This is a genomic window from Pseudomonas sp. WS 5011 (assembly GCF_012985775.1).
GTDB classification, from domain to species: Bacteria; Pseudomonadota; Gammaproteobacteria; order Pseudomonadales; family Pseudomonadaceae; genus Aquipseudomonas; species Aquipseudomonas peli.
In genome coordinates, this window is the sequence record NZ_JAAQXA010000001.1 from 381,814 (window position 1) to 408,226 (window position 26,413).

At 61.3% G+C, this 26,413-nt stretch carries 27 protein-coding genes; 9 read left to right on the forward strand and 18 right to left on the reverse strand.

Going from position 1 to position 26,413, the window contains the following annotated elements; all coding sequences use genetic code 11:
• Positions 1–88 precede the first annotated feature (88 nt).
• Positions 89–514 carry a MarR family transcriptional regulator gene (locus HBN63_RS01845; RefSeq protein ID WP_169852838.1) on the forward strand — a complete coding sequence of 142 codons (426 nt, stop codon included), beginning with the start codon at positions 89–91 and terminating at the stop codon, positions 512–514.
• Positions 515–548: 34 nt separating this feature from the next.
• Positions 549–1,880 carry an MATE family efflux transporter gene (locus HBN63_RS01850; RefSeq protein ID WP_090251601.1) on the forward strand — a complete coding sequence of 444 codons (1,332 nt, stop codon included), beginning with the start codon at positions 549–551 and terminating at the stop codon, positions 1,878–1,880.
• 59 nt (positions 1,881–1,939) lie between these two features.
• Here HBN63_RS01850 and HBN63_RS01855 read toward each other — a convergent pair whose 3' ends face one another.
• From HBN63_RS01855 to HBN63_RS01870, 4 genes are all read right to left on the reverse strand, one after another.
• A complete protein-coding gene (locus HBN63_RS01855; RefSeq protein WP_167354450.1) occupies positions 1,940–2,083 on the reverse strand; it encodes a hypothetical protein in 144 nt (47 codons plus the stop codon).
• 77 nt (positions 2,084–2,160) lie between these two features.
• On the reverse strand, positions 2,161–3,495 hold the full coding sequence (locus HBN63_RS01860) for an NAD(P)/FAD-dependent oxidoreductase (protein WP_090251598.1): 1,335 nt from the start codon (positions 3,493–3,495) through the stop codon (positions 2,161–2,163).
• A 189-nt stretch (positions 3,496–3,684) separates the two neighbouring features.
• Positions 3,685–4,110, reverse strand: a complete 426-nt coding sequence (locus HBN63_RS01865; RefSeq protein WP_090251595.1) for a 3-isopropylmalate dehydratase — start codon at positions 4,108–4,110, stop codon at positions 3,685–3,687.
• A gap of 118 nt (positions 4,111–4,228) precedes the next feature.
• A complete protein-coding gene (locus HBN63_RS01870) occupies positions 4,229–4,666 on the reverse strand; it encodes an HIT family protein (protein WP_090251593.1) in 438 nt (145 codons plus the stop codon).
• A gap of 135 nt (positions 4,667–4,801) precedes the next feature.
• On the opposite strand from HBN63_RS01870, the gene HBN63_RS01875 reads away from it, so the two are divergent.
• Together HBN63_RS01875 and HBN63_RS01880 are read left to right on the forward strand one after the other, a co-directional pair.
• Entirely contained in the window at positions 4,802–5,506 is a 705-nt protein-coding gene (locus HBN63_RS01875; RefSeq protein WP_170048158.1) for a glutathione binding-like protein, read from the forward strand.
• A gap of 88 nt (positions 5,507–5,594) precedes the next feature.
• Complete coding sequence (locus tag HBN63_RS01880; protein ID WP_170048159.1) at positions 5,595–7,304, forward strand: amidase; 1,710 nt, start codon at positions 5,595–5,597, stop codon at positions 7,302–7,304.
• A gap of 145 nt (positions 7,305–7,449) precedes the next feature.
• On the opposite strand, the gene HBN63_RS01885 is transcribed toward HBN63_RS01880, so the two are convergent.
• Entirely contained in the window at positions 7,450–8,355 is a 906-nt protein-coding gene (locus HBN63_RS01885) for a LysR family transcriptional regulator (protein ID WP_170048160.1), read from the reverse strand.
• A 141-nt stretch (positions 8,356–8,496) separates the two neighbouring features.
• Here HBN63_RS01885 and HBN63_RS01890 point away from each other — a divergent pair, with 141 nt between their 5' ends.
• On the forward strand, positions 8,497–9,240 hold the full coding sequence (locus HBN63_RS01890) for an SDR family oxidoreductase (RefSeq protein WP_170048161.1): 744 nt from the start codon (positions 8,497–8,499) through the stop codon (positions 9,238–9,240).
• A 183-nt stretch (positions 9,241–9,423) separates the two neighbouring features.
• On the opposite strand, the gene HBN63_RS01895 is transcribed toward HBN63_RS01890, so the two are convergent.
• The 6 genes from HBN63_RS01895 to HBN63_RS01920 all read right to left on the reverse strand — a co-directional run bounded on the left by HBN63_RS01895 (position 9,424) and on the right by HBN63_RS01920 (position 15,914).
• Positions 9,424–9,900: a nuclear transport factor 2 family protein gene (locus HBN63_RS01895; RefSeq protein ID WP_170048162.1), complete on the reverse strand. Its 477-nt coding sequence runs from the start codon at positions 9,898–9,900 to the stop codon at positions 9,424–9,426.
• A gap of 246 nt (positions 9,901–10,146) precedes the next feature.
• Positions 10,147–12,207, reverse strand: a complete 2,061-nt coding sequence (locus HBN63_RS01900) for a pyridoxamine 5'-phosphate oxidase family protein (RefSeq protein ID WP_170048163.1) — start codon at positions 12,205–12,207, stop codon at positions 10,147–10,149.
• Between the two features lie 51 nt (positions 12,208–12,258).
• Positions 12,259–12,888 carry a glutathione S-transferase gene (locus tag HBN63_RS01905; protein WP_170048164.1) on the reverse strand — a complete coding sequence of 210 codons (630 nt, stop codon included), beginning with the start codon at positions 12,886–12,888 and terminating at the stop codon, positions 12,259–12,261.
• Between the two features lie 181 nt (positions 12,889–13,069).
• A complete protein-coding gene (locus HBN63_RS01910) occupies positions 13,070–13,972 on the reverse strand; it encodes a LysR family transcriptional regulator (protein ID WP_170048165.1) in 903 nt (300 codons plus the stop codon).
• Positions 13,973–13,975: 3 nt separating this feature from the next.
• Positions 13,976–14,872 (reverse strand): LysR family transcriptional regulator, encoded by an 897-nt coding sequence (locus HBN63_RS01915; RefSeq protein WP_170048166.1) that lies wholly within the window; start codon positions 14,870–14,872, stop codon positions 13,976–13,978.
• A gap of 124 nt (positions 14,873–14,996) precedes the next feature.
• Positions 14,997–15,914 carry a LysR family transcriptional regulator gene (locus tag HBN63_RS01920; RefSeq protein WP_170048167.1) on the reverse strand — a complete coding sequence of 306 codons (918 nt, stop codon included), beginning with the start codon at positions 15,912–15,914 and terminating at the stop codon, positions 14,997–14,999.
• Between the two features lie 117 nt (positions 15,915–16,031).
• On the opposite strand from HBN63_RS01920, the gene HBN63_RS01925 reads away from it, so the two are divergent.
• Together HBN63_RS01925 and HBN63_RS01930 are read left to right on the forward strand one after the other, a co-directional pair.
• Complete coding sequence (locus HBN63_RS01925; protein ID WP_170048168.1) at positions 16,032–16,361, forward strand: nuclear transport factor 2 family protein; 330 nt, start codon at positions 16,032–16,034, stop codon at positions 16,359–16,361.
• Positions 16,358–17,131 (forward strand): SDR family oxidoreductase, encoded by a 774-nt coding sequence (locus tag HBN63_RS01930; protein WP_170048169.1) that lies wholly within the window; start codon positions 16,358–16,360, stop codon positions 17,129–17,131. Before HBN63_RS01925 ends, HBN63_RS01930 begins: the two co-directional genes overlap by 4 nt.
• On the opposite strand, the gene HBN63_RS01935 is transcribed toward HBN63_RS01930, so the two are convergent.
• The 5 genes from HBN63_RS01935 to HBN63_RS01955 form a co-directional block, all read right to left on the reverse strand.
• Positions 17,128–17,631: a hypothetical protein gene (locus tag HBN63_RS01935; protein WP_170048170.1), complete on the reverse strand. Its 504-nt coding sequence runs from the start codon at positions 17,629–17,631 to the stop codon at positions 17,128–17,130. The two genes, HBN63_RS01930 and HBN63_RS01935, sit on opposite strands and share 4 nt — an antisense overlap.
• Before the next feature lie 136 nt (positions 17,632–17,767).
• Entirely contained in the window at positions 17,768–18,463 is a 696-nt protein-coding gene (locus tag HBN63_RS01940; RefSeq protein WP_170048171.1) for a tRNA (adenine(22)-N(1))-methyltransferase TrmK, read from the reverse strand.
• A 184-nt stretch (positions 18,464–18,647) separates the two neighbouring features.
• Positions 18,648–18,986, reverse strand: a complete 339-nt coding sequence (locus HBN63_RS01945; RefSeq protein ID WP_170048172.1) for a hypothetical protein — start codon at positions 18,984–18,986, stop codon at positions 18,648–18,650.
• 50 nt (positions 18,987–19,036) lie between these two features.
• Positions 19,037–19,795 carry a phosphatase PAP2 family protein gene (locus HBN63_RS01950; RefSeq protein ID WP_170048173.1) on the reverse strand — a complete coding sequence of 253 codons (759 nt, stop codon included), beginning with the start codon at positions 19,793–19,795 and terminating at the stop codon, positions 19,037–19,039.
• A 41-nt stretch (positions 19,796–19,836) separates the two neighbouring features.
• Entirely contained in the window at positions 19,837–21,795 is a 1,959-nt protein-coding gene (locus tag HBN63_RS01955; RefSeq protein ID WP_170048174.1) for an LTA synthase family protein, read from the reverse strand.
• 107 nt (positions 21,796–21,902) lie between these two features.
• Here HBN63_RS01955 and HBN63_RS01960 point away from each other — a divergent pair, with 107 nt between their 5' ends.
• Both HBN63_RS01960 and HBN63_RS01965 read left to right on the forward strand, forming a co-directional pair.
• Positions 21,903–22,586: a response regulator transcription factor gene (locus tag HBN63_RS01960; RefSeq protein WP_160088265.1), complete on the forward strand. Its 684-nt coding sequence runs from the start codon at positions 21,903–21,905 to the stop codon at positions 22,584–22,586.
• Positions 22,576–23,847: a HAMP domain-containing sensor histidine kinase gene (locus tag HBN63_RS01965; protein WP_170048175.1), complete on the forward strand. Its 1,272-nt coding sequence runs from the start codon at positions 22,576–22,578 to the stop codon at positions 23,845–23,847. The genes HBN63_RS01960 and HBN63_RS01965 overlap by 11 nt, the downstream gene beginning before the upstream one ends.
• A 179-nt stretch (positions 23,848–24,026) precedes the next feature.
• On the opposite strand, the gene HBN63_RS01970 is transcribed toward HBN63_RS01965, so the two are convergent.
• Both HBN63_RS01970 and HBN63_RS01975 read right to left on the reverse strand, forming a co-directional pair.
• Positions 24,027–25,409 carry a GntP family permease gene (locus HBN63_RS01970; protein WP_167145621.1) on the reverse strand — a complete coding sequence of 461 codons (1,383 nt, stop codon included), beginning with the start codon at positions 25,407–25,409 and terminating at the stop codon, positions 24,027–24,029.
• Between the two features lie 117 nt (positions 25,410–25,526).
• Entirely contained in the window at positions 25,527–26,333 is an 807-nt protein-coding gene (locus HBN63_RS01975; protein ID WP_170048176.1) for a transporter substrate-binding domain-containing protein, read from the reverse strand.
• Between the last annotated feature and the right edge of the window lie 80 nt (positions 26,334–26,413).

The window sequence follows — 26,413 nt, forward strand, 5'->3', positions numbered from 1 at the left end:
AACCCCCTACGCACGCGCCGCTTATCGTCCACAGCTTGCCACGTCTTATTTAGTTAGTTAGCCTAACGAAATATAACGGAGAGCAAGCATGCCGATCACCGACAGCCTTAAACGCCTGCAATGGCACATGTGGCACCACTGGCGGCAGTACGCCCAACACAGCGGCAGCATGGAACTGAGCAACAGCGAGTTGGACTACCTGTATGCCCTGATGTCCGCCGAAAACGGCCTGCGCCTGACCGAACTGGCCGAACGGATGAACGTCAGCAAGGCCAGTGCCAGCGCCATGGCCAGCAAGCTGGAGGCACGCGGATACCTGCAGCGCCTGCCCTGCAGTGAGGACGGCCGCGCCATGCGCCTGCTGGCCACGGCCAAATCCAACGCGCTGGAACAGGAAGAGCGCGACGTCTACGTGCAAACCGCCGCCAGCCTTGAACAAAACCTCAGCCCTGAAGAAATGCAGCAGCTGAGCCAGCTGCTGGCCAAAGCCTGCCAGACCCTCGAAATCGGCTGACCCAGCCGCGCAACCGTTTACCCGTGAAAACCTTATGAACAGTCAAAGCATCACCCGCACCTTCTGGCGCTACAGCATCCCGGCCATCGCCGCCTTGATGATCAGTGGCCTGTACATGGTCGTCGATGGCATCTTTATCGGTCATGCCATGGGTGCCACCGGCTTGTCGGCGATCAACATGGCCTGGCCGCTGTCTGGGCTGATGCTGGCCATCGGTATGATGATCGGCATGGGCGGCGGCGCTCAATGCTCCCTGGCCCAGGGCGCCGCACAGTGGCCGGAGGCGCGCAGCTATCTGGCTCAAGCCATCTGGCTACTGGTTCTGCTGGGCATTCCCACAGGCGTGCTGGTAGTACTGATCGGCCCAGAATTTATGGCCATGCAAGGCGCCGAGAACGACCTGGCGCAACTGGGCAATGACTACCTGCGGGTGATCGGCTGGGCCGCGCCTTTGGTATTCGGTTCCATCGCCCTGCCCCTGCTGGTACGCAACCTCGGCGCACCACGCCTGGCTACCCTGGCCATGCTGATGGGCGCGCTCACCAACGTGGCACTCGACTACCTGTTTATCATCGTCTGGCAATGGGGCCTGCACGGCGCAGCCCTTGCCACGGTGATCGGCGAGAGCCTGTCGGTGCTGATCTGCCTGGGCTTTATCTGCAGCCGACATAACCCGCTGCAGATGCCCCTGGCCGCCTGCACGCTGAACCTGCGCAAGAGCCTGGACGTGCTCACCACCGGTTTCTCCAGCATGCTGATGTACCTCTACATGAGCCTGGTGGTGGTGCTGCACAACCTGCTGTTTATGCACTACGGCAGCCCCTTGCAGGTGGCCGCCTATGCCATCGCCGGCTACCTGATGGCCTTCTACTACATGTTTGCAGAAGGCGTTTGCGGCGGTATGCAGCCCCTGGTCAGTTACTTCTACGGTGCCCGCGAGCCGGATAAAGTACGCCGAGTGCTACGCCTGGGCCTGCTCACCGCTGTGGGCAGCGGCGTGCTGATGACTGCAGCGCTGTTAATCCTGCCCAGGTTGTTTGCCGGAATTTTTAGCGGCAGCGACCAAGCCCTGCTGGACGCCAGCGTGTTGGGCCTGCGCCTGCATCTGTTCGCCATGTTCCTTGATGGTTTTATCATCCTCGCGGCGAGCTTCTTCCAGGCCATGGGCCAGGCGCGAAACGCTACGTTGGTGACGGTGGGCAATATGCTGATCCAACTGCCCTTCCTCGCAGTGATGCCACTGCTGCTGGGGCTTAACGGCGTGTGGCTGGCCTTGCCGCTATCCAACGTCTGCCTGAGCCTGGTGGTGATCTGGATGTTGCGGCGCCAGTTGCAGCAGCTAAAAACGCTCGATAGCGCTCCCTAAGCGCAAAACCTAAGCAGCCGCTGTAAGTGACGCACGAGCAAGTGCGTCACTTACAGCCTTCAAATGACCACACGCCGTGCCGGCGGCAGCAAGGCCTTCACCTGGGCATCAGAGAACTTCAGCTGCGTCTGTAAATGCTGAGCAATCTGCTCAGGCGTATACCCAGGCAAGGCCCGGCCACTCAGCACAACACGGAACGACACGGCGATCCCTCGCTACAAATTGAAATGAGTCGGCAGATTAACAAAGCGTGCAGCACTCGCGGCCGGTCACATAGGGCTCAGGTCACCGACAGCTGCGCAGTATTTGCAGGGGGCGCACATTCATCTAAAACCCGCGCCTCAGGTTGGCCATTCCAGACCTGCAACGGCCGTTCGACACCCTTCAGTAACCAACCACTGCGCCCACCCACCAAGGTGCTGACTGCATGCGCACGGCCAAATGAATTGTGCCGAGCCAGCAACAGCACGCTGTCACGCAGCCAGGCCAGGCTGCGGCTGTGAGATTGGAACAGTGGCGTGAGCAGGCGACTGGCTTGGCGGTAATAACGCAGGTGATCACGCCGGCTACTGGCATAGGCGGCGAATACCGCTGACCAGTCGCAGTCGTTTGGGGTGCGTTGTGTGGTGATTGCGGCGGACAAGGCAGCCGCATCCACCAGCGCCATATTCGCGCCCTGGCCCAGTTGCGGGCTCATGGCGTGGGCGCAGTCGCCGATGGCGATCACCCGGCCGTCGTGCCACTGCTGCATACGCACATCGGCATACACCGCCTGGCTCAGTTGCTCGGGACGTTCGATCAGTTCAACAAAGGGTTCGGCAGCGCTGCCCGCCAGTTGCAGCACCTGGGCTTTCCAGGCAGCCAAGCCGGCTTTACGCCAGGCGCCGAACTGCGCCACCGGCAGGCTCCAGAACAAACTGCTCAGCGCTTGCTCGCGGTTCAAGTGAGTACGCCCAGTGGGCATGATGCCGAACATCTGCGCGCAGTCCCGATACCACTGCCGCAGGTCCGTGGTATCCGGTGCGTTTGGCGACAAAGCCGGGGTCGGCACAATGCTCCACAACGCGCCCCAAGGGTAAGGCTGCAGCCACTGCTTGACCTTCATCTGCCCACGCAGTGCCGAGCGCACGCCATCAGCCAGCACCAGCGCGGCGAACTCGCCGAATGGCTGCTCCACGCCCTGTTCGTCCTGGCGATACAACTGCACATGGCTGCCGTGCTGGCTGAAACGGCTGATATGCACGCCGGTTTCAACCTGCACACCGGCGTGCCGCGCCGCGTTGAGCAAGGCCGTGAGCAATACGCTGCGGTGAATGCCCATGCCGAAACTGCCGGGCTGCCAATGCGCGTAACGGGTATCGAGAATCACCCGGCCATTGGCCGAGGTGCCGTACAAGCGACTGACAGGAGCACCCAGGCCGCTGCACTCGGCAAATAGGCCCAACTGCTGCAGCACCGCCAGCCCCGAAGGTTGCAACAACACCCCAGCACCCACCGGCTGCAGCTGCGGCACTCGCTCCAGCAGGCGCACGCTGAAACCCTGACGAACGAGGAACAGCGCCGTGGCCAACCCCGCCGTACCAGCACCGACAATGGCAATCGGCAATCCCTTCACGACCCGTCTCCGTTAATTAACCGAGCGGATTCTACCCTTGCCGCTTGCCCGCACGGCCATACGCAGTAACAGATTGCCGCCAGTCTGAGCGCCAGCGCACATCAGAAAAGAAGGTTATCCGGGTGATGCGCGGGCCGATGCAGACGGCAGAAGTAGCCGGCGCCTGAAAGGGCACCGGCTAACTGAGGGTTACTGAGTAACTGGCAGGATGTCGAAACCTTTACGGTTATCGCTGACGATGCGGAAGTTCTGCATCGAGCCCGGCTCAACTTTCACGGCCAGTTCACGACGCAGGCGGCCCATGCCGCACAGGGTGTCGTCCATCTCGTCGATACCAATGCTCAGCACCCGTGTGCCGACCGGCACATGAAAACGCACCTGCTCACCCACGCCAATGCGTGCGGCCACCTTACGGTCGACCAGCACCGCTACATAGCAGCCGCCGCCCATGCCGCCGAAGTCGCGATTGACCTGCAACTGTCCGCCCTGCCCCAGCGGCGCCTGATAGCCCAGTAAACGGTCTGCCGGCACAGGTTTGACATCCTCTGGCGCGGGCTTCCAGGACGAACAGCCGGCCAACAGCAGCAGCGGTAAAACGGCACAAATCAATCGCATGGGAGCCCTCCATGGGCGCAGAAAACAGCAAAGGGGAACAGCCAAAACGGCTTGAGTATTGCCCCTGGCGCGGCCGGCCTCAAGTACAGACTTTTGCGCCGCCGAAACCAGGCTTTTATCAACCGGCGATGCGCTTGAGCAGACGCGCCTGCAGCGCCGCCAGCTCTTCCGGAGTCGCCTTGCCGCCGGCATGCACGCTGAGCGTCTCGCCGGCATAGCGCGGCACGATATGCATATGAATATGGAACACCGTCTGCCCGGCTGGCGCGCCATTGAACTGCGCCACTTGCACCCCGGCTGGCTCCAGCTCATCGACGATCACACCCGTAAGCTTCTGCACCACGGCCATCACTTTGCTCAGGCTGTCACTGTCGATTTCCAGAATAGTGCGCGCCGCCGAGCGCTTGGGGATCACCAGGGTATGGCCGAAGGACTGCGGGAACACATCGAGAAAGGCCAGTACATCCTCATCCTCGTAGAGCTTGTAGCAAGGGGCTTCGCCGCGGATGATCTGGGCAAAGATATTCTGGTTGTCGTATTCGCCGTGCAGGCTCATCGGGGTTCTCCAGTGTGCTGGGGTTGAGATGGCCCCAACCATACCGATTTCTGCGCGCAGGGAAAAACCTGCAACCTGACCAAATGGCCAATCACCGTTATCCTGCGCCTTTCGCCACCTTAATCCGGAGCGCCCATGTCAGCCCTTTCCGCTTACCCCATTACGCAAAAATGGCCTGCCCAGCACCCAGAGCGCCTGCAGCTCTATTCGCTGCCCACGCCCAACGGCGTCAAAGCCTCGATCATGCTCGAAGAAGTCGGCCTGGCCTATGAGCCGCACCTGGTCAGCTTCGACACTAACGATCAGCTCAGTGAAGAATTCCTCTCGCTCAACCCCAACAACAAGATCCCGGCGATCCTCGACCCCAACGGCCCAGGTGGCAAACCGCTGGCGCTGTTCGAGTCCGGGGCGATCTTGATCTATCTGGCGGAAAAGACAGGCCAGCTATTGGCCCAGGCCCCCGCCACGCGCTATGAAACCCTGCAGTGGCTGATGTGGCAGATGGGCGGCATCGGCCCGATGTTCGGCCAGCTGGGTTTCTTCCATAAATTCGCCGGCAAAGACTACCCGGACAAACGCCCACGCGACCGTTATGTCGCCGAATCCCAGCGCCTGCTCGGCGTGCTCGAACAACGCCTGCAAGGCCGCAGCTGGATCATGGGCGAGGACTACAGCATCGCCGATATCGCCGTGTTCCCCTGGGTGAGAAACCTGGTGGGTTTCTACGAGGCTGGCGAGCTGGTGGAATTCGAGCGCTTCACTAATGTGCAGCGGGTGCTGCAGGCCTTTGTCGCTCGCCCGGCAGTCATCAAGGGCCTGGCCACGCCAGCGCGCGGCTAAAATAGATGCCAGCAGCCCAGTCAACGCATAAGAACAGCACCACGAGAACCAATATGAACAACGCTCTTCAACAGCCCGCGGTGACAGCATGATCGAGGTAACCGAGCTTTCCATTGCTTCACTGCGCGCCGCGCTCGAAGCCGGCCAGACCACGGCGGTCGAACTGGTGCAGGCCTACCTCGCCCGCATCGATGCCTACGACGCTGCCGGCACCCCGACCCAACTTAACGCAGTCGTCGTGCGCAACCCCGATGCGCTGAAGGAAGCCCAGGCATCCGATGAACGCCGCGCCCTTGGTGCAACGCTTGGCCCACTCGACGGCATTCCCTACACGGCCAAAGACAGCTACCTGGTCAAGGGCCTGACCGCCGCCTCCGGCAGCCCAGCCTTCAAGGATCTGGTCGCCTATCGCGATGCCTTTACCGTCGAGCGTTTGCGCGCCGCCGGAGCCATCTGCCTGGGCAAAACCAATATGCCGCCCATGGCCAACGGCGGCATGCAGCGCGGCGTCTATGGCCGTGCGGAAAGCCCGTACAACGCCGACTACCTCACCGCGCCCTTCGCTTCCGGCTCATCCAACGGTGCCGGCACCGCCACTGCCGCGAGCTTTGCTGCCTTCGGTTTGGCCGAGGAAACCTGGTCGAGCGGTCGCGGCCCAGCCTCGAACAACGGCCTGTGCGCCTACACGCCATCACGCGGAGTAATTTCGGTGCGCGGCAACTGGCCGCTGACGCCGACCATGGACGTGGTGGTGCCCTACGCACGCACCATGAGCGATCTGCTCGAAATACTCGACATCGTGGTCGCCGACGACCCAGATACCCGTGGTGACCTGTGGCGCCTGCAGCCCTGGGTGCCAATCCCGAAAGCCTCCGACGTGCGCCCCGCTGCCTATGCCGACCTCGCCGCCAAAGCCGATGCCCTGGCCGGCAAACGCTTTGGCGTGCCGCGTATGTTTATCAACAAAGATGACGCCGCCGGCACCAGCGAAAAACCCGGCATCGGCGGCCCGACTGGCCAGCGCATCCACACCCGGCCATCAGTCATTGCGCTCTGGGGGCAGACGCGCAAGGCGCTGGAAGCCGCCGGCGCCGAAGTGATCGAAGTGGACTTCCCGCTGGTGTCCAACTGCGAAGGCGACCGTCCCGGCGCGCCGACCGTGTATAACCGTGGCATCGTCACCCCAGAGTTCCTCCACGACGAGTTGTGGGAACTGAGCGGCTGGGCCTTTGACGACTTTCTGCGCGCCAATGGCGACCCCAAGCTAAACAAACTGGCCGACGTCGATGGCCCACAGATCTTCCCCCACGACCCCGGCACCCTGCCCAACCGCGAGGGCGACCTGGCCGCTGGCATGGACGAATACGTCAACATGGCCAAGCGCGGCTTGAAGAACTGGGACCAGATCGAAACCCTGCCCGACGGCCTGCGCGGCCTGGAACACACCCGCAAGCTCGACCTTGAAGAATGGATGGATAACCTCGGCCTCGACGCCGTGCTGTTCCCCACCGTCGCCGATGTCGGCCCGGCGGATGCAGACGTCAACCCCGCGTCTGCGGATATCGCCTGGAGCAATGGCGTCTGGGTGGCCAACGGCAACCTGGCCATCCGTCACTTGGGCGTGCCCACCGTCACTGTACCAATGGGCGTGATGGCCGATATCGGCATGCCCGTTGGCCTGACCTTCGCTGGTCGCGCCTATGACGACTCGGCTCTGCTGCGCTTTGCCGCAGCGTTCGAGTCGACCGGTTCGAAGCGCTTGATGCCGCCACGCACACCGCCGCTGTCGCGCGGCTAACGCCGCAGACAACAAAGCCGCTCACATGAGCGGCTTTGAGAGGAATACGCCGGCGTGCCCCTCTACAGTGTGGTCGGCTGATACAACTTGCAGAATTATTCACACAACCGAAGACACGCATGAGCAGCCCAACCACGGCGGTAACTCAGCTGCGAGGAAAACGCTGTGGGTCGCGAAATGCCTCAGTCAAGTGATCGAACACCAGGCGTACGCGGCGTGAAACTGGGCCCTGTTGCGGGCGATAAATGAACAGGTCCCAGGGCGGTGGAGCAAGCTCATCCAACACGGTTATGAGCTTGCCGCTGCGGATTAATGGGCTGGCAAGGTAGGCGGGAATCTGGCCAAAACAGGTGCCGGACAAAATCGCCTCCAGCTCGGTATCAGCATCGTCGCAAATCAACACGGGTTGCCGGGGAGTGAAACTCTGGCCATCGGCGAACAGCCAAGGCCAGGGCCTGCCATTGCGCTGGTCGATCAACGCGGACAATGGGCAGGCGTCAAGCGCCTGAATCGAGCGCGGTGAGCCGATCCGCTCGACCAGCTCCGGGCTGGCAACCACATGCATGGGCACGGGTGCCAGTGCCTTCGCAACGTAGCGACGGTCGCGTATCAAGCCGACCCGAATGCCGATGTCGATCTGCGCCTCCACCGAGTCCGTCATCTGGTCTTCCAGCCGCAAGTGGAACTGCAAGTGTGGATGAGCCGCCATCAGCGGCTGCAGAAACGGAATCAGGTAGTGCCGTCCAATAGTTTGCGGCGCGGTAATACCGATACGGCCTGAAAGCTCAGGTTCACTGCGATGCGAGCGAAACAGTGCATCGAAGTGCTCGAGGGCCAAACGGGCTTCCTGTGCATAGCCTTGGCCAAAGGCGGTGATATGCACCTGACGGGTATTGCGGTGGAAGAGTGGCTCACCCAGCTCGGCTTCCAGCGCCTGAACGGCGCGCGTCACGCTCTGCGGTGAAATACCCAGGCGGCTTGCGGCTGCACGGAAGCTGCCGGACTCGGCAGCGGTGCAGAAGATCCTGACCATCTCCATGCGATTGAGCATGTGTTACCCGCCTTTATTCCAAAATAAGGAATAGCTTAATCCAAACATTTCCATTTATTGAGATTCGCAGTGGCTCTACTGTGCTCGCAAGCCAGGGACATCTCCCGGCGTCGTTCAACCTGTCACGATGAGGTTCAGAGCATGAGCAACAATATTTCCGGAAAAGTAGTCATCATCACTGGCGCCAGCAGCGGTTTGGGCGAGGCCACGGCCCGCCATCTGGCAGAAAAAGGTGCGCGTGTAGTCCTGGCGGCACGCCGCAAGGACAAACTGGATGCGCTGGTTGCAGAGCTGGTAAAGGCTGGTGGCCAAGCGGTGGCCTACCAGACCGATGTCACCTCCCAGGATGACGTCAAGGCGCTGATCCAGGGCGCAATAGACACCTTCGGCCGCCTCGACGTGCTGGTCAACAACGCAGGTCTGATGGCCATCGCCCCGCTGAGCGAAGGGCGGGTGGACGAGTGGGACCGCATGATCGACATCAATATCAAGGGCTTGCTGTACGGGGTAGCAGCCGCACTGCCTGTGTTCCGACAGCAGAACAGCGGGCATTTCATCAATATTGCCTCGGTCGCGGGCCTGAAGGTCTTCAGCCCGGGCGGTACGGTTTATAGCGGTACCAAGTTCGCGGTCCGCGCCATTTCCGAGGGGCTGCGCCATGAAGTGGGTGGTCGTATTCGGACCACCACTATTGAGCCGGGCGCCGTCGACTCTGAACTCAAGTTCGGCAGCTCCCACCAGGCCAGCCGCGATTTCGTGGTCGACTTCTACCAGCAGGCCATTCCCGCCGAATCAGTGGCACGCGCTATCGCCTTCGCCATCGAGCAGCCTGCCGATGTCGACATCAACGAAATCGTACTGCGCCCAACCGTGCAGGATTTCTAAACCAAGCAAGGCGCCTGCGGGCGCCTCTGCTGGAAAACCAGCAAGCGCAGGAAGTCGCGATGGTGAGCGAACGAATGCGCACCGAGCATCTGCAAGGGGCATCACGTTGCGACGGCTATTCAGGTAGGCGTTCGATGACGCCCCCCTTCCATGCAGCGCTCAGCCTTTCTGAGTCGGTTGGACTTATAAACCCAATTGCGAAAGCCCCGGATGGTCATCAGGGCGCCGCCCCAATGGCCAGCGGAATTTGCGTTCGGACTCTTCAATGGGCAGGTCATTGATGCAGGCAAAGCGATGCGCCATCAGACCGTTTTCGGTGAACTCCCAGTTCTCGTTGCCGTAGGAGCGAAACCAGTTGCCCGAGTCGTCGTGCCATTCGTAGGCATAGCGCACGGCGATGCGGTTATCGGTAAACGCCCACAGCTCCTTGATCAAGCGGTACTCCAGCTCCTTGCGCCACTTACGTTCTAAAAACGCCTGCGCCTCGGCACGGCTGGTGACGAATTCGGCGCGGTTGCGCCATTGGGCGTCCGGGGTATAGGCCATGGCCACTTTGGCCGCATCGCGGCTGTTCCAGCCATCTTCGGCAAGGCGGACTTTTAAGATGGCGGATTCCCGGGTAAAGGGCGGAACCGGTTGACGAATTTCAGCGGTAGACATGGCGCTGGCTCCTGCACGTGGTGAGGGATGGAATGACGGGCGGCGCTACACGGGGTGTCCGTAAGGCGGCAAACAGCCGCTTCAACACCCCCATCAGCGCAGCATTTACGTCGTGGCCTGAGTACTCAGGACCAGACAGCAACTGCGGCAGTAAATAATTCACCTCCCAGTGCCCTGGCGTTTCACTCGATGCGTCGGGCGCAGCGTAACGGTCCACTTTTTCGCGGTTCATATTGCAGTACCTCGCTAGAGATCAAGCACCAGGGGTTGGATAGCGCCGTCAAGCTCTGCCGGTATGGCGCAGCAGATCAGCACACTGCCGCTTTCTGGCAGTTGTGCCGGTGGATTGGGGTAATGCACGTTGCCGCTGACCAGGCGCGTTTTGCAGGTGCCGCACGAACCACCCCGGCAGCTGAAGTCAGGGCTCAGACCACGGCTCTCGGCCAGCTCCAGCAAGCTGCCATTGCCCGGTACCCAACGTGCCTCTTTCGCCGACGAGGAGAAATAAACCGGCACGGGGACGCTGGCAGCGGGTAACTGAACCGGTGCAGGAGACTGTTCAACCGCTAAACGTTGCAGTGTCGAAGGGCCGAATGCCTCGGCATGGATGCGCTCATCCGGGATATTCAGCGCCCGCAGCCCGTCGTACATGCTCTGCAGAAAACCGCCGGGGCCGCACAGGTAAAAGTCGTAGTCATCCAGCGGCAGCCGCGCCTTGACCTGGGCGAAATCGAGGCGACCGGTTATTTCAAAATCACGCCCCACAACCGCCTCAGTGCCTGGGTTGCTTAATGCGCGGTGGATGTGCAGGTGCTCGCTATCGCGCTGTTGCAGCGCCTGGAGTTCGGCCTGGAATGGCAGGTCCGCCAGGGTTCGGGCGCTTTGAAACAGATACACAGGGCGTTGCCGCGGCGGCTGACTATTCTGCGCAGCCAGCTCGCGAAACATCGAGAGCAAGGGCGTGATGCCCACTCCGGCAGCGATCAACACCACCGGGCGCTCGGTTTCTTCGATCAGGGTAAAGCTACCCATGGGCGGGCGAACTTCCAGCACATCGCCCACCTGCACCTGGCTATGCAGGTGGTGCGAAGCCGGCCCCTGGGCTTTGACGCTGATGCGCACCTGACCGTCAGACGGTGCACTGGAAACGCTGTACGTGCGGACCAGCGGCAGCTCAACACCTGGAATGTGCAGACGCACCGGCACGTGCTGGCCCGGAGTAAACGCTACCGCCGTGCCATCCAGTGGCTGGAGATAAAACGAGCGAATGTCCTGACTTTCCTGCTGCACCTGGGTCACGCGCCACTGTTGCCACTGGCGGCGTTGCTCACTCTGGCGCAGCTTCGCGTCGGCATCCGCCCAGTTTCCGGTGGCCAGGCTGGTCGGTGCGTAGTCGTGAAAGGTCCAGCGCAAGGAGGTTGCCGCCGGGCGCAGCACAGCCTGCTCAACCTCGAAGGTCCACAGGCGCTCGGCACTTTCGAAGGCGTGGATCATCGGGCTATCGAGAATCAGCTCGGTGCGGCCGGTGAGTTGAAGGATGTCGCCGGAGACAAAGTCGACAAACAACAGCCCCGCAACCGGGTTGGCCTGCAGGTTGCCCAAAGTATTGAAGAACAGGTTGCCGGCGTAATCGGGGATGGTCAGACGGTTGCCTTCGACTTTGACAAAGCCGGCACGGCCACCACGGTGCGACACGTCCACCGAGCGATTGTGCGCGTCATGGTCGAAGTAGCTGGCGATAAAAAAGGTGTCGGCCGCACGGATCATCGCGGTGGTGCGGTCATTCAGTTCGGTGAAGTTCTCGCGCTCAGCGCGCTGCTGCAACGGCTCCGATGAGCGCGTGTAAGAGCGCGCCTGGATGTACTTGGGACAATTGCCGTAAGAGTGCTCGACCGCGACGGCCAGGCCATCAGCAGAAACCTGCTGGATCACCCCGTTGATGCGGTTGCGCCGGCGCGTGTGCAGCTCGATGCCGAGCAAGCCAATCGCCTGATCCGCTTGCAGGCCGCTAGCGGCGGGGTCCTGTGCATCAGGTTGTACGGCCAGGAGCAACTGCTGCGGATCAGGCGAGGTGACGAAGCCTTCCGGCCCCTCCAGCAGGGTCGCCCAGGGCCGCCGCTGTGCATCGACCGCACCGACAACCATAAACGGCAGTTGCTGGTAGAACTCGCGGTGCTGGTCGGGCATGTAATCGCGGATGACCTTCTGCCCAATCACCTCCATGCGTTCGGCGACGCTGTAGATGTCCTGAAGCGTTTTTTCCCCGGGATGCCAGGGCGAACGGCGGTGTTTGGGTAGATGATCCATGCAATGCGCTCCTCAAGACGGCTGCCGGGAGACCCGGCAGCCTGCGTCGACTCAGGCGGCTTGTAGACCTGCGGCAGTGCGCTGCATCGGCACAAAACCTGGCAGTGCTTCGACCCGCGCCAGCCAGGCGCGCACATTCGGGTAGGCCTGCAACGAGACATTGCCTTCCGGGGCATGGGCGATATAGGTGTAGTTGGCGACATCGGCGATGCTGGCGGTTGCACCAGCCAGGAACGGGCTGTTGGCCAGCTCGCTGTCCATCACCTTGAGCAGGGCATGGGAACGGGCGATCACATCCTCGGCATTCAAGGGTGCACCGAACACGGTGATTAGCCGAGCCGAAGCCGGGCCGTAAGCCAGCTGGCCCGCTGCCACCGACAGCCAACGCTGAATGCTTGCTGCCGCGAGGGGCTCTTCCGGCAGCCAGGCACCCTTGCCATAAGTTTTCGCCAGATAAACCAGAATGGCGTTGGAGTCGCTGAGAATGGTGCCGTTGTCATCGATCACCGGCACTTGGCCAAAGGCGTTGATGGCGAGGAATTCAGGTTGTTTGTGCGCCCCGTTGGCCAGGTCGACAAACACCAGTTCGGTGGGCAGCTTTAACAGAGAGAGCAGCAGTTCAACGCGATGGGCGTGGCCGGACAGTGGGTGGCGATAAAGTTTGATGGCTGGCTGAGACATGGTGCGGCTCCTTGTAGAGGGTCAGATGAATCAGCGCTGCGTCACCCAAGCTGGGCGGCTTTTGCGCTGGTAGGTTTATGCTGCGCCTGCTCGCGGCTAAGCAGAATCGCCATGCAGAGCAATGCATAATTCCGTTTTATAAAAGAATGCGACCACACACAGGCACGGTCGCGGCGCCATGTCAGTCTAGAAATGCCGGATGAGCCCGCAGCCTTGGCGTGGCGAAGTCGATAAAGGTGCGCACACGCGCCTCGGCCCGGCGGCCGTCGCGGTAGATCAACTGGGCGGGCAAGGCCTGGCTGGCAAAGTCGTTCAATACCGGCTCAAGCAACCCGCTCTGCAATTCATGGTGCGCTTCGTAGCTCATGCAACGAATCAACCCCAGCCCCAGGGTCGCGGCATGGATGGCGGCGCGCTGAGTGGTGCACGTCAGTACCGGCAAGGGTTTCACCAAGCGTGTGGAGCGTTCGCCATGGAAACGCCATTCGCGTTGCTGGCCGCTGGCGGTAGTCAATACCGTACGGTGCGCTTTGAGGTCCTCAGGTGTTTGCGGGCGTCCCCACTTGGCCAGGTAGGCGGGAGAACCGCAAACAATCGGCCGTACCCTGCCCACCGGCATGGCAAACCCGGACGAGTTCGGCAGATGGCCCACCACCAGGGCAACATCAATGTTCTCCTCAAGCAGTTTGGGCACACCTTCGCAGGCCTGAGTGACCAACTGCACCTCAGGGAACGCCGTCAGATAATCGAGGGCAATTGGCATCAGTACCTGCTGATCCATCAGCAGCGGTAACGACAAGGTCAACCGACCAGCGGGGCACGCATGCACGCCGGAGGCGGAGCGCTCGGCAACAGCGGTGTGTTCGAGAATCTGCCGACAGCTGAGGGCAAACTGCTCGCCTGCCGGGCTTAGCTCGACGCCGCGCGGCCCGCGTAGCAACAGCCTATTGTTCAGGCGTGCTTCCAGGGCGGCGATGCTGCGCATAACGGTCGCGGGCGACTGCTCAAGCTGGCGCGCGGCCGCGGCCAGGCTGCCGGTTTGCACCACGGCGGCGAACACCTGCATCTGCCGATAGCGACTCATGGCTTAAGCACCTTCGCCCCTTTGCAGCGCCGGGTCTTGCAGGAAGCGGCTGGCACAGAAATCGACAAAGGTGCGCACCTTGGCGGGTACTCGTCCGCCGCCTTGATAGAGCACATGCACCGGCAGTGCCGCTGCTTCAAAGGGCTCCAGAATGATCTCCAGCTCACCCTTGGCGACCAACTCGGCCACCTGATACGACAACACCCGCGTCAGGCCCCAACCCAGCCGTGCAGCATTGATCGCCGCCTGGTTGGAACTCACCAGCAGGCGCGGTTTGGGATGCAGGGTAAGAGCGCTGGTGCCCAGGTTGAACTGCCAATCGGTGAGCAGGCTGCTGGCCGAGGACATCACGATGGGCGCCGCCAGTACCTCCTTCGGTTCCTGTGGCCGACCAAAGCGTTCGAGAAAAGCCGGCGCAGCGCAGATGACCGGACGAATATGCCCAACCTTGATGGCCTGCAGGCCGGTTTCCGGCAACTGACCGATGCGGATAGCGACGTCCACGCCCTCCTCCACCATATTCACCAGGCGATCCACCAACAGCGCATTGATCGTCACCTGCGGATGCGCCGACAGGTACTCAGTAATCAGCGGAATCAGGTACAGCTCACCGAACATCACCGGCGCTGTCACGGTCAGGTTGCCCCGCGCCCGAATGCTACTGCCGGTGGCCAACTCTTCGGCCTCTTCCAGCTCCAACAGGATGCGCTTGCAGTCCTCCACATAGCGCCGCCCCGCTTCGGTCAGGCGTAGGCTTCGGGTGCTGCGCGCCAGCAACAGCGTGCCCAAGCGCTTCTCCAAACCGGCAATCACCCGGGTCACGCTGGGTGGCGACATACCCACCAACCGGGCACCGCCGGCAAAGCTTTCTGCTTCGGCAACGGCCAGCAGCACCTTCATTTCCTGAAACCTGTCCACGCTCACCGCCCAACGTTGAGACTGACCTAAAAGATGGCCTAATAGGCACTAGCGTAGCGCTTGCGCGTCGCGGCCGACCACCACGCGGTGGCAGACAACCGGTGGATCATCCGCGTTGGTCTTTGCTCAGCAGATGACCCCGAGCCAGCACAGTGAATGCCTTGAGCGCGGCGGAGGGGTTGCGCCGGTTCGGGTAGTACAGGCACAGGTTGTCGCGGGGCGGCGTCCAATCGTCCAGCACCCGCTCGAACTGTCCGGCGTCGAGTTCAGCCTGCACATCCTGCTGCATAAAAAAGCCCAGCCCCACCCCTGCCTGCACCACCGCTTTGGCGACGCTCGGCTCGTCCAGGGTGAGTTGGCCAGTCACATCAAGCCGAGTCACTTCCCCCGCACGCTCGAAATGCCAGGGGTAAATCGCCCCATTGGGCAGGCGGATGCGGATGCACTGATGTTTGAGCAGATCCGCCGGATTATGTGGACGACCGTGCTGGGCGAAATACGCGGGCGAGCCGACCACGGCGTAGCGTTGCGGCGGGCCGATTGGAATCACGATCATGTCGCTGGGCACAAGACTCTCTGCTCGCACGCCGAGATCGAAACCGTCCGCGACGATGTCCACCAGGCGGCCTTCGGTCACCAGGTCGATATGCACCTTCGGGTAACGCTGCAGAAACGCCAGCACCAGCGGCAGCAACGCGGCGCGGGCGGCACTGGCGAAGGCATTGATGCGCAACACACCCGACGGCCCGGCATTGTGCGAACGCACCGCTTCCAGCGCTGCACGTACATCCTGCAACGCAGGACCGACCTGCTCTAGGTACATCGCACCCGCCTCGGTTAGCGACACGCTGCGGGTGGTGCGGTTGAACAGCCGCGTTTCGAGGCTCGCCTCCAGCTTGGCAATGGTGTTGCTCAATGCCGTGGTCGATACATCCAGGTCGATGGCTGCCTGGCGAAAGGACGCACGGCGTGCCACGGCTAGCACAGCTTCCAGCTCATTGAGACCAAGGCGCGAATCTGCCATGCAATTGTCCTGATAATCGGGATAGGTCGTTAACCTCTATCCCAGTTGAGCAAACTATCAAGCGAGCGGCAAGATCACAGTCGTAAACCCCAACCCACTGTGAGAGGAGATCAGGCCATGAACCTGCACCTGCCTGACGCCGTACAGACCTACTTTGCTGTCAGCAATGGCGGCGATATCTCGCGCCTTGCTGCCTGCTTCTGCGCGCACGCCAGCGTGACCGACGAAAACCGCACGCACCGGGGCATTGCCGCCATCGCAGCCTGGCAACAGGACGCCCGCCGGGCCTTCACCTACAGCGTCGAGCCGCTGACGGCGACGCAGAGTGACGATTCGCTGAGCGTCACGGCGCGGCTGGTCGGCAACTTCCCCGGCAGCCCGCTGCAACTGAATCATCTGTTCCGGCTTGAGGACGGCCAGATCCGCTCACTGGAGATCGCGCCATGAACCTCGACCTAAGCGGCAAACGCGTGCTGGTCACCGGCGGCACCAAAGGCGTCGGCCGCGCGCTGGTCGAGCTGTTCCTTGTCGAGGGCGCACAGGTGCTGACATGCGCTCGGCAGGCCAGCAGCGACCTGCCGGCGGAGCAATTCGTACAGGCCGACCTCACGACCCCGGCAGGCTGCGAAACCGTGGTGGCCGCAGCCAAGCAACGACTGGGCGATGTGGACATCATCGTTCACGTTCTGGGTGGCTCATCGGCCCCCAGCGGCGGCTTTGCGGTATTAGACGACGCGCAGTGGCAACGCGAACTCGACCTTAACCTGCTGCCGGCCGTGCGCCTGGACCGCGCCCTGCTCCCGGCGATGCTAAAGCGCCAGAGCGGGGTGATCATCCATGTGACCTCGATTCAGAACCGCTTGCCCTTACCCGAAGCCACCACGGCTTACGCAGCGGCCAAGGCGGCGCTGTCGACCTACAGCAAAAGCCTGTCGAAAGAAGTCTCGCCGCAAGGCGTGCGGGTGGTGCGGGTGTCGCCGGGTTGGATCGAGACCGAAGCTTCGGTGGCCTTGGCAGAACGATTGGCGCAGGAGGCCGGCACCGATTACGCGGGCGGCAAACGCATCATCATGGATGCCCTTGGCGGCATTCCGCTCGGCCGCCCGGCCAAGCCTGCAGAGGTGGCGGAGCTGATTGCCTTCCTGGCCTCACCTCGTGCGGCATCGATCACCGGAAGCGAGTTTGTGATTGATGGCGGAACCGTGCCAACTGCCTAGCGGTTGTACTCAGAACGGGCGCTGCTGCGCGCGTTCTTTTGCTGCAGGATCAGCGAGGCTTCGTTGTAGGCATGCTGAAACGCGTCACTGCCGATCCAGACCACCGCAGCGTCCTCGTCTTCATCGTGGAACATACCGCGATAGACGATCAGCAGGCCCATCATAAAGTCGGTCGCGGCCTCCTCCGCCTCTTCTGCGACAACCAGCTCCAGTACCGGGTATTGCAGAAACACCAGGCACATCGCCAGCAGGCTGATGCCTTCAGCCATCTTCATCGCCTGGAACAGGTCATCGAAGTGCGCGGGGTCGAAGCCGTTTTCCTCGATATCTTTGAAATCGAAGGTACTCAGGTCAATGTCGACATCATCGAACGGCTCATTGATCAGCGGGTTGGCCAACACCGGGTGAATCACATTGGCCTTGGGCTTGCCCATACGGTTCTGCTTGGCCTTAGTTTTAGCCCGTTGGGCGCGTTTTTGCTGTTTGTCTGGGGAAGCCATATTGGCGAGTTCCTTGTCCGGTACAGCCATGTTCATGGCACTGGGATGATGGTGGGCAAATTGTATTCAGTGTTGGTCGCCTGCGGCTGCAAAGGGACAATTTCTTTGTGGCGGCGCGCAACGGCGTTAATCCGGCTTACGCCAGCAACGCCATAATCCACTGCGTCTGCTGAGTGAGTTGCTGCACTTTCGCCTCAGGCACCGTCTGCCGTGCCTGGGCAAAGTCAGCCAGGGTCTGCTGTTTCAGGCGCAGCAGGCGCTGCCACTTGGCCAGGAACGCCGGGCTGCGCGCCTGCATTTGCAGCGGACCAAAGTACAGCTCCTCGGCGCTGTAAGTCACCGAGCCAGAGCGCTCGGCCACGATGATTTCGTAGGCAAAGCGGTTTTCCCGCAGCACTTCCTCACTGAGGATGCGGTAACCATTGTCCATCAGCCATTGGCGCAGCGGCTGCTCGCCGCCGTTAGGTTGCAGGATCAACCGCTCCTGGCCCCTCAGACGCGCCTTGCCGCTGTCGAGGATGTCGCGAATCCGCTCGCCGCCCATCCCGCAGATGCTGATCGCCGTGATGGCATCGCCCGCCTCAATCGCCGCCAAACCATCGGCCAGGCGCACGCTAATGCGCGGGCTTAGGTCGCTTTCACGCACGCTGCGTTCAGCCGCGTGAAACGGCGTCACGGCCACCTCTCCGGCCACGGCGGCCTCGATAACCCCACGGCGCATCAAGGCCACCGGGAGATAGGCGTGATCCGAGCCAATATCCGCCAACCGCGCGCCAGCGGGCACATGCGCTGCCACGCGTTCCAGGCGCATGGATAGTGTCTGCTCGTTCAACTCAAGCCTCTTCTCAACATCGCCACCCGGCCATTGGGCCGAATCGGTGCGCGATTTTGTCGAGCCACAGCGTGCATGGCAACTTTCGGCGACCAGCGCTCAGCGAGCCATGGCTATAGCACCTCACTGACAGACGGTCTTAACCCCACAGGGCTGTACACAGCAGGCGCTTCGATAGCCAGCTTCAGCTGCTGCGCAGGGCTTTAGCCATGGCCTGGTCAACATGCCGACGCCACTCCCGGTCGCGCATGTCGCTATCGTGCAGTTCACGTTCGATGGCGCTCTCCAGCGCGGCTTGGCATTGGCGAAAGCCATCATCCCAACCTTGTGCGTAGAGGGGTTGCTGCAGGTAGCGCGGAACATCTTTGCGGAAGTCGGCCAATGCTCCAGCCGCTTGCCGACCGCTGCTGCACCCGGCTTCATACCCATCAACAAATGGGGCGGGATACCCTTCGGCGATCATGGCCTCGCGCGTGCTCTGGCAGCCACTTAACAGGCAGATGAGCACACTGACAGTCAGCATGTTTACGCTATGCCGGTATACGAGGCGGACAGTACTGCCAGGGTTGCCGCTCATAAGGCATCGCTCCGCCAGGGGTGAGCGGGGAGTTGCGCTGGCGATGCGTCACAGACCGCACTCGGCCGATACAGCAGCCAGCGGTAAAAGAGCGTGCAGATCAGCCAATCGAAGAGCAGGGTCCACAGGTTGTGCGAAAGGAAATGCGCGCCCTGCATCACCCGCCCGATAGAAAAAATCGTACCCAGGCCCAATGCCAGCGCCAGTGCGACCCGGGCGCATCGCGGGTAGCGATCACGCAGGGCAAAGAACAGCGCAATCAGCGAGAAACCGGCAGACGCATGGCCACCCGGCCAGCAACGCCCAGGGTGGTCTGTAACGGCCCGCTCACCCAGTAACGGGCTGAACGCCTCTTCGCCACCGAACTCGGTCAAGCTCCAGGGGCATTGCATCGCGGTCAGCTTTTTCAGCGGTGTGACAATGCTGGTCGATACCGCGAGAGACAGCACCAGATAGCCGAGCGGCAGGCTCCATGCCCGCCATTGCTTAACCACCAAGCTCAGTAACAAGCCGCCAATCGACAGAACGCCCAGAATGATCACGCCCTGTTTGGCGCGGTCATGCAGGATGTCTTCCAGCCAGAAATTATGCCGACCGACAAACCCCAGCCCCGGCTCATAAAACCGATGCGCCAGTGCGAAGTCCACGCCACTGGGGTCCAGCAGTAAGAGCAGCGCCATCAGCGCCAAGGGAATGCCCAGCGCAAGGCGAAAATCAAAGTAGCGATTGGTATGGGCCGTGCGTACGACTGCCATCACTGCACTCCAGTCAAGGCACTGCCGAGGCAGTGCAGGGATTAGCGGTTGCTGAGCTGTGCTTCAGGCAGGGCTGAGGGTTGCCACGCCATCAAGCGTTTTTGAAACGCGTGGCTGGCGCCCTGGTAGTAGGCGATATCCCGGCGCAGCAAACTGTCGCGGACCGTACTTGAAGACTCGTGGCTCAACCCAAGCGCATCGTCATGCCTGCGCATACTCCGGCGCGGGCTGAGAATGGCGAGGTCGTGACCGTCGAACAGCCCAAGGTGCTGGTAGTTACCAATCAGCGCCCGCCCAGGGGCGCGATCTTTACGCAATACGTTGCGGCCAAAAAAGGTTGAGCTGTAATCGATGTTGAGCAATCCCAGCAGGGTGGGTGCCAGGTCTATCTGGCTCGCCACCTCAGTGAATGCCTGGGGTTGGATCAGGGCTGGGGCGTAGATAAACAACGGGATGTGGTAGTTCGCCACCGGCAGGTCTTCCTGGCCCGCACTGCCGGCCGTGTGATCAGCCACAAAGACGAAGACCGTCTGGTTGAACCAGGGTTTAGCTATGGCCTGCTGCAAGAACTGGCCGATCGCGTAGTCGGTGTACTTCACCGCGCCTTCACGACCCTCGCCAGACGGGATGTCGATGCGCCCATCGGGATAGGTATAAGGCCGGTGGTTGGAGGTGGTCATCAGTTGCAGGAAGAAGGGTTTGCCCTGGGCATAATCCGCGTCGGCGACCTTGAGGGTTTGCTGGTAAAGATCCTCATCGGACATGCCCCAGGCGTTCTTGAAGGTCATATCGCCTTCCGCCACGCTGCTCTGGTCGACAACGCGGTAGCCATTGCCGCTGAAGAAGGCATTCATGTTGTCGAAGTAGCCGCGCCCGCCGTAGATAAACACGCTGTCATAACCGCGGGCATTGAACTGCTGACCCAAGCTGCCATAACCGGATTCACGGCCAATGCGCTTGACGATTGAACGGCCTGGCGTGGGCGGTATGGACAAGGTAATCGCTTCCAATCCGCGGTCGGTACGCGTGCCCGTGGCGTAGAAGTTACTGAAGCTCAGGCTCTGCTGACGCAGGGCATCCAGATTGGGCGTCAGGCCTCGCGTATCGCCGAAGCTGCCTAGGTATTTGGCACTGAGGCTTTCGACGGTAACCAGCACCACGTTCATCACCTGTGGCTGACCGGGGTTGTCGATCAACCGGCGAATGTCCTGAGGGTCGTGACCGATAAAGCGGGCATTGGCTTCGCTTACCTCCTCGCGCAACAGGCTGGCCACTTCCGGCGCCGGCAACGTTGCATAGAACTGCGGGTAGTCCAGTTCGTTATTACGAAAGGCCGCGAAGAACTGAAACGGCCCGTTGCTGGCCAGCTCCCGCTGATAGGTATTACCACCCAGGCCACGCGGGCTGTCCTGACCAACCGACAGACCATCCAACCCGACCAGCAGGCACAGCGCTACCAGGGCTGCATAGGCACGGCCGCGGGGCATGAGTGGCGCTTGAAACGCGGCGTCCACCGGCCGATACAATGCGACGCTGACCCCCATGGCGATCACCGCGAGCAACGCAATCAGCGGATAGATCGGGTACGACTCGAGGATGTTGTTGATCACCTCTTCCGAGTAAACCAAATAGTCCACGGCGATAAAGTTGAACCGCACGCCGAACTCATCCCAAAACAGCCATTCGGCAACCGCCGTAAACAGCATCGCAAACACGCTGACGCCGACCAGGCCAAGCAGCAGGCGTTGATGCCAGCGCCGACACCATAGTCGGGCCGGACACACCAGCAGGTACAGCGCCAGGGGCAACGTGGCATACAGCAAAAAGCTCAGGTCGTAGACCAGGCCAACCCCGTAAACACCGACCCATTGCAGCAGGCTGACATCCGCAGCGGCCAGGTGACTGAACAGCAGTAAACTGCGCGTCAGGACGAACACCGCCAGCCAGGCCAGCACGATGATGGACAGGTAGCGCAGTTGGGCGTAATGAAGCTGAGGCATCGTATGATCCTTGCTGGATGAACGAGCCGCAGTCTGTGGCGAGGCCTGTGAGCCAGGCGTCAACGGGATGTGAAGAAAGTGTCAAAACGAGAGAAAGAGTTCTATCTGTGCGCATCCTAGTGATCGAAGACAACCGCGACATCCTCGCCAACGTGCTCGACTACCTGCAGCTCAAGGGGTTCAGCGTTGACTGTGCACAAGACGGCCTGAGCGGTCTGCACCTGGCCAGCACCGGACACTATGACCTGATCGTGCTGGACATCATGCTGCCAGGCATTGACGGCTATCAGGTGTGCAAACGGCTGCGCGAGGACGGCCGCAATGAGGTACCGATCCTGATGCTCACCGCCCGCGACGCCCTGGATGATCGGCTACAAGGTTTGCAGGCCGGGGCTGACGATTACCTGATCAAACCGTTTGCGCTGTCTGAACTGGTGGCGCGGATTGAGGCGATCCTGAGGCGCAGCCAGGGCAGCCGCAAGCGCCAGTTGAAAGTCGCCGACCTTGTCTATGACCTCGACACCCTGCATGTCAGCCGGGCGGGGCAACCGCTCAAACTCAACCCCCTGGGCCTCAAGTTACTGGCCGTACTGATGCAGAAAAGCCCCGCAGTGGTTCGTCGCGAAGCCTTGGAGGATGCACTGTGGGGCGATGATTGCCCGGACAGCGACAGCCTGCGCAGCCACATTCATCAGCTGCGCCAGGTCCTCGATAAACCGTTCGCGTCCCCATTGCTACACACCCTGCATGGCGTCGGTTATCGACTGGCGGAGCAGACCGATGGTGTCTAAACAGCCTTTTTCCAGGCGCATTCTGATTGCCTTCGTGCTGATGACCACCTTGGTCAGCGGCCTGTTTTCGCTGAGCATCGTGGCCGTGGTGCACTTCATTGAGGAAAACCTGGTTTCCGAGGAGTTGAACCGAGAACTGGGCAAGGTGCTTGAGGAAGATATTCAGCATGGGCGCCCGCCCAGGCTCGACTCCATGACCCATTTTTTCAGCTCCGAACAGCCGCAGTACCCGATACCCGCGCGGTTCGCCGATTTGCCGGCCGGCTTTACCGAAGTGGTTGATGGCACCGAAGCGTTCTACGTCTACAGCCGCAAAATGAATGGCCAGACCCACCTCCTGGCGCAGGAACAGCACGAATTCGAAGCCCATGAGCAAGCCTTGTTCGACGTCGTATTGGCGGGGTTTCTGCTTACCGTGGTCGGTGCTTGGGGGCTTGGGTTGATCGTGGCTCGAAAGGTGATGGCCCCGGTGAGTCGGCTGGCACAGCAGGTGCGCCACCGCGACCAGCTGCATGTGCTGGCGCCACCACTGGCCCCCGAATACCCCGACGATGAAGTGGGCCAACTGGCGGCGGCCTTCGACAGCACCCTGGGCCAGGTGCGCCAATCGCTGGAGCGCGAGCGGCTGTTCACCAGTGATGTCAGCCACGAACTGCGCACCCCCTTGATGATCATTGCCACCTCCTGCGAATTGTTGGCCGAAGGCCATTTGCCGCCGCGTGAGCGCGAGCAGATTGAGCGCATCAGCCGGGCCAGTGAAGAGATGCGCGACCTGGTGCAGACCTTCCTGCAACTGGCGCGCGATAAAGCCAACGCCAGTGCCTTTGTGGCGAACAGCAGCCTGGCCGATGTGGCGGCGGAACAAGCCAACCGCTGGGGACCGCTACTCACTGAAAAGGGCCTGGACTTTCAATGCCGCCAGGAGGGGCCGGATGCAGGCCTCTACAACCCGGTTTTGCTCAACACGGTCATGGCTAACCTGCTGCGCAATGCTCTGCATTACACCGAGCGAGGCTTTGTGCACCTGGTGCTGACCACAGGCGGTTTTCGCGTGGAAGACAGCGGCATGGGCATTGCCCCGGAGCAACATGAGCAGATCTTTCAGCCTTTTGTACGGGGCGCGGAAGCACGCGGTGAAGGGCTTGGCCTGGGCCTCTCACTGGTTAAACGGATCTGCAGCAAACAGGGCTGGATGATCTCGGTACGCAACCTGGAGGAAGGCGGCAGCTGTTTTACGGTGGCATTCAACACGGACGCCTAACCCCGACCATCGGGCGCACGCCAGCTTCGTGCGCCTTAGGGCATCAATGCCACAGCCACGGCCTTGGCAGCATCCTCAACCGCGCGCTCATCGTAGGGCGCAAACCCAGCACCCGTCCCGCGAGCATCAGCCAACAGCGGGGCAGCAGAATTGGCTGACCACTTGGGGCAACGGCCTTATCAAGCGGCCATCAGGCCCAATGCGCCGATGCAGACAAATACGGCAATCACGGGGATCAGTACCGTCACCACAAAGATGTCCTTGTAAGCCTGTTTATGGTTCAGCCCCATGATCATCAACATGGCAATCACCGCGCCGCAATGTGGCAGCGAGTCCAGGCCGCCAGCGGCAATGGTGGCGATACGGTGCAGCACCTCAGGCTCCACGCCCATTTCCAGATACTTGGGGGCCAGGGTTTGCATAAAGATCTGCAGGCCGCCGGAAGACGAGCCGACAATGCCTGACACCACGCTGACCGAGGCGAAAATGGACAGCAGCGGCGGCATGTCCACCGACAGTACCCAGTTGACGAACTGGCCGAAGCCCGCGGTCTGGGTGACCACGCCACCAAAGCCGATCACTGCTGCGGTATTGAGCAGCGGCATGATGGAGTCATCGGCGCCCTGCCCCAGCATCGCCACGGTATTACGCCGTAACGCCGGGAACAGCAGAATGGCCGTCAGCGTGGCAATTGTCAGGGCCAGGCTCGGCCAGATAATGGGCTGACGCTGACTGAAGTTCAGCACTTGACCGAGCATGCCCTCACCCGCCGTCACCCCGCCGCTGAGCAACAGCAAACGGGGCAACATGATGACGCCCAGCACCACGAGAATCGGCAGCAAAGCCATGCCCCAATGCGGGCCTGTACCGGGCTCACCTGCCAACTGCTGCATGCGCAAATCCTGAGCATTGCTCTCAAAGCCCTCGCCCCGGGCACGTGCCATACGCCACTCACGCTGCACATAAGCCATACCCAGGATGATCATCACCGCGCTGGCCAACAGGCCAAGCCAGGCACCGGCGAACAAATCGGTGCCCAGGGCGCTGGAGGCGATCACGTTGTGGATCGAGGGTGAACCCGGCAATGCGGTCATGGTGAATGTGCCAGAACCCAAAGCCGTCGCCGCGCAGAACAGCCGTTTGGGCAAGTTGGCCTCGCGCATCAAGGTAATGCCCAGTGGGTACATGGTGAAAATCACCACAAACACCACCACACCGCCATAGGTCAGCAGAGCACAGACCACCATACTCACCCATAGGGTGCGTTGAATTCCCAGGCTCCGGGTAATCGCTTGAGCAATGCTGCTGGCCGCTTGGCTGGCAGCCATGACTTTGCCGAAGATCGCGCCACAAAGAAAAAGTACAAAGAACTTGCCGGCGAAAGTGAACGCCCCTAACGGCCCGAAGGGAAAATATTCGAGCAAAGCCTTGGGGGCTTCCAGCTCGTTGGTTAACGCCACCACCAACGAACACAGCAGCGCGGCAATTAAAATATTGACGCCGCGCAACGCCATCCAGATGAGCAACGCAAGCCCAACAAACAGCCCTAAATCTCCCAACATAACTGCGCTCCTTGTTATTTATTGTTGTCTTGCCACAGCATCACACAGGCGGCGGAGCGAGTAACAGTGCCGTTAAATCAATAGCGATAGCGCTACCTATTTTTCAGCGGGTCGCGTTTACGGCTGTATATAGCGCTGCACAATCCGCTCATAACGGCCATCAACTACCAATTCGCGCAGCGCATCGGCATAGGCCTGGACAAAATCAGGCCCGATTGAGCGCTTGCTGAATGCAATCTCGGCGGCGTCGCTGGACACCACCACAGCCGTGGGCTTGATCAGCTCGCTGAGGCCCAGTTGCTGGATTTCGTAGGCGCCGGTGTTTTCGTCGGCAATCACCCCATCGATACGGCCCTTGCCAACCATGCGCCAAAGGTTGTTGCGGTTGGCCACCTGTACCACCCGCGCGGCAAACGCCGGATCATCCATCAGTTGTGCGTAGCCTGCGCCGTAGACCACGTTGATCTGTGCGCCCAGGCGGAATTCGCTGTGCTGCAGCTCCAGCAGCTGGGTGATGGGCCAGCGCTGAAGTGCTGGGGCATGCATAAACAGAATATTGCGCGAGGGTGGCAGCACCGGGCCGGAGAAATGCGCATAGACCTCGCGCTCTGGCCGGCGAAAGGCGCCAGGCAAAATATCCAGGCGGCCCAGCTCCAGCTCCTTGAGCGCCCGCGCCCAGGGCAGTTTGCGCAGTTTGATCTGGCAGCCCAAACGGGCCAGCGCCGCACGATTGATTTCAACGTCGATGCCAACCACCGCGCCATCCGCCGTTTGCATGCTGAACGGCGGGTCATCGTCCCAGCGCAGCGTCTTCTCACAGGTGGCTGCCGCCAGACCCGGCCAACAGGCCAGCAGCAACAGGGCAAGCAAAAAGCGGAGGCGCAGTAAGGACGAGCGGCGTACATCGACTGCAATCAAGATCATCACTCACGCGGGCACGACGGGATGTGGCCTGAGTCTAGCAGTACCTTCCGGTGATCAAGCAAGCCGCCGACTCAGGCCAA